Below are 6,356 nucleotides of genomic sequence, written 5' to 3'. Positions count from 1 at the left end.
TCGTCGGACTCTTCGCCGCCGAGCCCGGCGGCGAAGAGTCCGACGACCAGACCAGCCAGCGGGGCGCAGAGCATGCCGGCGCGCGCCGCGTCCCGGTCCCAGCGGGTGATGCGGGCGGGGAACACCGTGAGGGTGCCGAAGGCGAAACGCAGGCCGTCCATCCGGGCAGGGTAATCGCCGCCTCCGGACGGTAGATTGCGCATACCGCGCAAATCGGAACGGGGTGGCATGGGTCACTGGTTCTCCCGCAACATCGTCGAGCCGGGCAAGCTCCCGATGCTCCTCGCGCTGACCTCGTTCATCGTGACGTTCCTGGTCACGAGGACCATCGTCCGTCTCATCCGGGCGGGGAAGGGGCCCTTCGGGAACGTCTCGTCCGGCGGGCTCCACATCCATCACGTCGTACCGGGCGTGGTCCTCACCGTCATCGGCGGTTTCGGCGCGGTGGGCAGCGACCGGCACGGGATCGGCGCCGCCGTCTTCGCCGTGGTCTTCGGGATCGGCGCGGGGCTCGTCCTGGACGAGTTCGCGCTGATCCTCCATCTCGACGACGTGTACTGGTCCGACGAGGGCCGCAAGAGCGTCGAGGTGGTCGTGCTCACCGCCGCCCTGGTCGGGCTCACCCTGAGCGGCTTCTCGCCGCTGGGTGTCGACGACATGACCGCCGACGAACGCCAGGACCGGTTCACCTTCATCCTGACCCTCGCGCTGAACTTCCTCCTCATCCTGATCACCCTGGTGAAGGGGAAGTTCCGGATGGCGGTGATCGGGACCCTGGTCCCGTTCGTGGCGATCGTCGGCGCCGCCCGGCTCGCCCGCCCCGGCTCCTGGTGGGCCCGCCGGTTCTACGGACGCCGCCACCGGGCCCGGGCCCGGTCCAGGATCCGTACGTACCGCCACGACAAGCGCTGGACCAAGGTCCGGCGCCGGGCTCAGGACTTGATCGGAGGCTTCCAGGAGCGGGTCCCCGGACGGGGCTCCACGCCCTCCTGACCGCGCTCGCGCCAGGCCTGGATCCCCATCAGGACGAGGACGCCGGCGATGGCCGCCAGATGCTCCTTGCCCGCCAGGTTCGGCTTGACGATCACCTCGACGACCATCGCCACGACCACGAGCGTGCCCGTCCACCGGGCCCCGTACCGCCAGCAGACGTAGACGGCCAGGCCGACCACGGCCGCCGAGGGACCGGTGTCGTGAACCTGCGCGTCGGTGGCGGGCAGCCCGAGCGGGTTGTCCGGCCCCAGGGCGATGCCCACCCGCGCGTACAGCGTCCCGCAGAGGGTCGCCAGATAGGCGATGGCGAGGGTGCGCCACCTGCCGAGGCAGATCTCGGCGATCCCGAAGACCAGCAGGACCTGCGCGAGGGCCCCCCACACGGGCAGGTCGAGCGCGGGCACGAACAGCGAGAGCGGGGTCCGGAGCAGCGCCAGCCAGAACGGGTCCTCGGCCCGTACGGAACCGATGTTCTGGACCGGCTGGTAGCCCCAGCCCTGGTTCTGCACCAGCTGGAAGAGGGCGGTGAGACAGACGGCGGCGAGCGTCATCGGGACCGCCCTCCACGTCTTCGTGAGGAGCGCCGTCCGTACGGTGGAGAACAGCGGGCCCCACTCGCGGCGGGCGAACTCCCGGAGGGCGCGGTTCAACGGCCGCTCTCCAGATGCCGTCGGTGCATCCACTTCGGCAGCCCCGGGGCCTCCAGGAACCCCTCCGCGCGACCGGCCGCGAGGCCGATGCGCAGCAGGTCCGCACTCTTCTCGAAGAGCATGAATCGGGGCTCCCAGATCGGTCGGTACTTGGCGTTGGCGCGGTACAACGACTCGATCTGCCACCAGCGGGAGAAGAAGCTGAGCAGTGAACGCCACATGCGCAGCACGGGTCCCGCCCCGAGCTTCGAGCCACGTTCGAAGACGGAGCGGAACATCGCGAAGTTCAGCGAGACCTGAGTGATCCCGATCTCCTTCGCGCGCTGGAGGAGTTCGATGACCATGAACTCCATCAGGCCGTTCTCCGACTCGCGGTCACGGCGCATCAGGTCCAGCGAAAGCCCCTTCGGCCCCCACGGGACGAAGGACAGCACCGCCCGCAGCTCACCCTCCCCGTCAGTGCACTCCAGCATCACGCACCGACCGTCGCGCGGGTCGCCGAGCCGGCCGAGCGCCATCGAGAATCCGCGCTCGGTGGCCCCGTCCCGCCAGTCGTCGGCCTTCCGCAGCAGCTCGGCCATCTCCTCGGCCGGGATGTCCTCGTGGCGCCGGATCCGGACCTCGTACCCGGCCCGCTTGACCCGGTTGAAGGCCTGCCGGACCGTCCGCATCGCCCGCCCGTCCAGGGTGAACTCGTCGGTCTCCACGATGGCCTCGTCGCCCAGCTCCAGGGCGTCCAGACCGTGCCGGGCGTAGATGACCCCGGCCTCCTCGCTCGCGCCCATCACCGCCGGGATCCAACCGTGCTCGCGCGCCTCGGCCAGCCACGGCTCGATGGCCCCGGGCCAGGCCTCGGGGTCGCCGATCGGGTCGCCCGAGGCGAGGGAGACCCCGCCGACCACCCGGTAGGTGACGGCGGCCTTCTCGCTCGGCGACCACACGACGCTCTTCTCGCGGCGCAGCGCGAAGTAGCCGAGCGAGTCGCGGTCCCCCTGCTTGTCGAGCAGGACCCGCAGCCGTTCCTCGTCCTCCTCGGTCAGCGGGTCGGTGGCCCGGCGGGAGCGGAAGGCGGCGAAGAGCACCGCGAACAGCAGCAGCGTGGACAGGACGTTGATGGTGACGTCGACCCAGCCGGGCGTGGTGATCCCGGCGAACCGGGAGTCGTCCGAAGCCAGGGTGATCAGCCGCATCACGCCGTACCGCCACCGCTCCAGGAAGGTGGACGGGGCGGTGGAGGTGTTGGTGACGGTGACGAGGACGGCCGCGAGCAGCGAGGTGACGAGCAGTCCGCCGACCGCGACGACCGCGGCGAGCCAGGGGTTGGAACGGTCGCCCTTCGCGTAGAACTCCTTGCGGCCCAGCAGCAGCGCGAGCACGAACGCGGCGGTCAGGACCAGCGAGATCCAGTTCTGGGCATGCTGCCGGATCTCCGGGAACAACATCACCAGCGCGAAGAGCAGCAGGAAGAGCCCGCCGAGCACCATGTTGAGGATCCACGCGGCCCGCTTGCGCCGCCGCATGGTGATCGCCAGGAAGAGGGTGAAGACACCCGAGGCGAAACCCGCCGTGAGCATGTACGGGGTGAAGTAGTCGTCCTCGTTGTGACGGCGCAGGTCCTGCCCGAAGGAGACCCAGACGGCACTCAGGAAATTGATGAACGTGACGACGCGCAGGTACCAGACGGCGAACGCGGCGCTGCGCCGTGAACGGGCGGTCGTGCCCCGGGGTGCGGCTTCGGCAGACAAGCGGACTTCTCCCATGAAAAGCGATCATATGGGGCAGTGCTTGCCGCACGGAGACGCCGGAGACGGCCACGCGCGCGTCGCGCGTGACCGCCTCGGAGTCGATCGTTCCTGTCTCCCCGGTCTCAGGCCGTCGCAGCGCCCTCGTCGTCCGGAGTGGTCGGATCCGGACGCTCGGGCAGCTCCGCGGCGAACGCCGCCGCGGCCTTGACGAGGGGGAGTGCGAGCAATGCCCCGGTTCCCTCACCCACATGGACGCCGTGGTCGAGCAGAGGGTTGAGCGCCATCCTGTCCAGCGCCTTCGCCTGCGCCGGCTCCCCGCTCACCTGACCCGCGAGCCACCAGTCCGGCGCCCGGAACGCCGCCCGCTGCGCCACCAGCGCGCACGCCGCGCCCACCACACCGTCCAGGATCACCGGCATCCGCCGGACCGACGCCTGCAGCAGGAAGCCGGTCATCGCCGCGAGATCCGCCCCGCCGACCGCCGCCAGCAGCTCCAGCTGATCACCCAGGACCGGCCGGGCCCTGCGCAGCGAGTCCCGGACCGCCGCGCACTTGCGCATCCACGCCAGATCGTCGATCCCGGCGCCGCCCCGGCCCGTCACCACGGAGGCGTCCGTCCCGCAGAGCGCCGCGACCAGCGTGGCGGCCGGCGTCGTCCCGCCGACGCTCAGATCCCCGAGCACCACCAGATCGGTGCCCGAGTCCGCCTCCTCGTCGGCGATCGCGATCCCGAGCCGGACCGCCGCCTCGGTCTCCTCGACGGTCAGCGCGTTCTCGACGTCGATCCGGCCGCTGCCGCGCCGCACCCGGTGGCGTACCACCTCGGCGGGCAGCAGCTCCGGATCGCAGTCCAGACCCGCGTCCACGACCCGGACCGGCACATCCGTCGACCGGGCGAGCACCGCGATCGGGCTCGACCCGTCCAGGACCGCGCGCACCAGCTCGTGCGCCGTGCCCGCCGGGCGCCCCGACACGTCGAGCGAGGCCACCCCGTGGTCGCCCGCGAAGAGCACCACCTTCGGCTGCTCGATCGCCCGCACCTTGACCGAGGCCTGCGCGGCCGACAGCCACTCACCGAGCTCGTCGAGCCGACCGAGCGCCCCCGGCGGCACGGCCAGCCGCTCACGGCGCTCCTCGGCGTCACGCCGGATCCCCCCGTCGGGGCGCTCGATCAGATCGGAGAAGTCGTCCAGGTTCACGGGTTTCCGCCTTGTGAATCAGCGAGGGCCATCGGTGCTGGCACCCTACCCGCGCAGCACGACCGCCTGACCGGCGACCACGAGGAGGACCTCCTCGCACTCGTCCGCGAAGGCCGCGTTCAGCCGGCCCAGCTCGTCACGGAAACGGCGCCCCGCCGCCGTCGCCGGCACCACGCCCGAGCCGACCTCGTTCGTCACGGCGACGACCGTGCGACGGGTCGCCCGCACCGCCGCCACCAGCTCCGCGGTCCGCTCGCGCAGCGCGCTCTGCCCGCCGGCCGCCCACGTCCCGTCGTCCCAGGCACCCACCCGGTCCATGGCATCGGTCAGCCACAACGACAGACAGTCGACGAGGAGCGCGGGACCGTCCTCTTCGAGCAGCGGTACGAGGTCACAGGTCTCGGCGGTACGCCAGGACCCCGGCCGCCGCTCCCGGTGCAGGCCCACCCGCTCCGCCCACTCCGGATCGCCCTCCCGGCTCCCGCCCGTCGCCACGTACAGCACCTCGGGGAAGGTCTCCAGACGCCGCTCGGCCTCCACGGACTTCCCCGACCGGGCTCCGCCGGTCACCAGGGTCCGCCGTGGCACGTCCGGCACCTCGTGGTACTCGCCCACGTACAGCGTCGTCCCGTCCGGCACCGCCCGCGCGCCCGCCGCCGCGAGCCGCCGGTCCAGCTCCGCGCCGGTCGGCGCGTCGTGGTCCAGGTGGACGGCGACGACATCGGTCGCGGACCCGACGGCCCCGGTCGCCCGCAGCCGGGCCAGCGCGTCCGGCCGGCCCGTCACATCGGCGACCACCATGTCGTACGGCACCCGGTGATCGTCCGGAAGCCCGGCCGGGGACCCGCCCGGCGGCAGATAGAGCAGCGTCTCACCGTCGGCCGAGGTCACCTCGTACCCCGTACCGGGGGAGTCCATCGGCACCGCCCGCACCCGGTGCCCGGAGATCAGCGTCAACTCCCGTCCGTCCGGCACCCGGCCGGCGGTGGGCAGCCCCGCGGGCACCTCCACCGCGGGCCCGTCGTGCGGATGGGTCAGGAGCACCTGCCGCACGCCCACCAGCGAATGCCCGGACCGCGCGGCGGCGAGAGCGGCCCCCGGGGTCAGATCGAGCAGCAGGGCCCCGTCCACGAGCAGCGCCGTCGCGGCGCGCACCCGTGGCCCACGGGAGAGCGCGCACACGGCGCAGGAGCAGTCGGGACGGGGCAGTCCGAGCGGGGCGCCGGTGCCGAGCAGAGTCAGTTCCACCCTCAGATCCTCCCGCGCCACCGCGAGCGGTGCGCGCCCGGCTACTCTGCGGGCAGGAAACCGATCATCCGGTGAGCGCCAGGAGGCGGACATGGCATGGACGTGGCGGTTCGAGAAGTCCGACGGCACGGAGGTCGAACCGGTGGTGACGCCTGAGGAGTTCACCACCCAGGGCGACGCGGAAAGCTGGATCGGCGAAAACTGGCGCGACCTCCTGAGCGGCGGCGCGGACCAGGTGACCCTCTCGGAGGACGGGACGAAGATCTACGGCCCGATGCCCCTGAACGCGGAGGGCTAGAGCACCCGGCGACGAGGGAGGGGGGTGCGGGCCTACCCCCGCACCCCTCGCCCCCAGGGGCCTGCGCCCCAGCCCACAACGGACGGCGCCTTTTGCCGGGCCCAGGCTTCCGCGCCTGAACCCGCACCACAGGTGCGGTGCACAAGGGAGTGCGGGTCCAGGCACACGGGGCGGAGGCGCCCGCCGAGGGCGCCGTCCCGTGTGCCCACCGGTCCCTCCCCCA

At 72.2% G+C, this 6,356-nt stretch carries 6 protein-coding genes and 1 pseudogene; 2 read left to right on the top strand and 5 right to left on the bottom strand.

Annotated elements, in window-relative coordinates:
* Nucleotides 1–203: pseudogene (locus AOK00_RS40265) on the bottom strand (adenosylcobinamide-GDP ribazoletransferase); the annotation flags it as partial.
* Between the two features lie 25 nt (nt 204–228).
* Here AOK00_RS40265 and AOK00_RS13065 point away from each other — a divergent pair.
* Nucleotides 229–993: a hypothetical protein gene (locus AOK00_RS13065; protein ID WP_055600483.1), complete on the top strand. Its 765-nt coding sequence runs from the start codon at nt 229–231 to the stop codon at nt 991–993.
* On the opposite strand, the gene AOK00_RS39030 is transcribed toward AOK00_RS13065, so the two are convergent.
* From AOK00_RS39030 to AOK00_RS13045, 4 genes are all read right to left on the bottom strand, one after another.
* Complete coding sequence (locus AOK00_RS39030) at nt 933–1,643, bottom strand: hypothetical protein (protein WP_055600482.1); 711 nt, start codon at nt 1,641–1,643, stop codon at nt 933–935. The genes AOK00_RS13065 and AOK00_RS39030 overlap by 61 nt on opposite strands.
* Nucleotides 1,640–3,403 carry a phosphatidylglycerol lysyltransferase domain-containing protein gene (locus AOK00_RS13055; RefSeq protein WP_055600481.1) on the bottom strand — a complete coding sequence of 588 codons (1,764 nt, stop codon included), beginning with the start codon at nt 3,401–3,403 and terminating at the stop codon, nt 1,640–1,642. Before AOK00_RS13055 ends, AOK00_RS39030 begins: the two co-directional genes overlap by 4 nt.
* 107 nt (nt 3,404–3,510) lie before the next feature.
* A complete protein-coding gene (cobT, locus tag AOK00_RS13050; RefSeq protein ID WP_055600480.1) occupies nt 3,511–4,587 on the bottom strand; it encodes a nicotinate-nucleotide--dimethylbenzimidazole phosphoribosyltransferase in 1,077 nt (358 codons plus the stop codon).
* A gap of 45 nt (nt 4,588–4,632) precedes the next feature.
* A complete protein-coding gene (locus tag AOK00_RS13045) occupies nt 4,633–5,835 on the bottom strand; it encodes a bifunctional adenosylcobinamide kinase/adenosylcobinamide-phosphate guanylyltransferase (RefSeq protein ID WP_055600479.1) in 1,203 nt (400 codons plus the stop codon).
* 91 nt (nt 5,836–5,926) lie between these two features.
* Between AOK00_RS13045 and AOK00_RS13040 the strand changes: the two genes are divergently transcribed.
* Entirely contained in the window at nt 5,927–6,133 is a 207-nt protein-coding gene (locus tag AOK00_RS13040) for a hypothetical protein (RefSeq protein WP_055600478.1), read from the top strand.
* The last annotated feature ends 223 nt before the right edge of the window (nt 6,134–6,356 follow it).

The sequence above is a fragment of the Streptomyces aureus genome (assembly GCF_001418135.1).
GTDB classification, from domain to species: Bacteria; Actinomycetota; Actinomycetes; order Streptomycetales; family Streptomycetaceae; genus Streptomyces; species Streptomyces aureus_A.
Note: the sequence above shows the minus strand (reverse complement) of the source record. Positions and strands in the feature narration are given on the sequence as shown.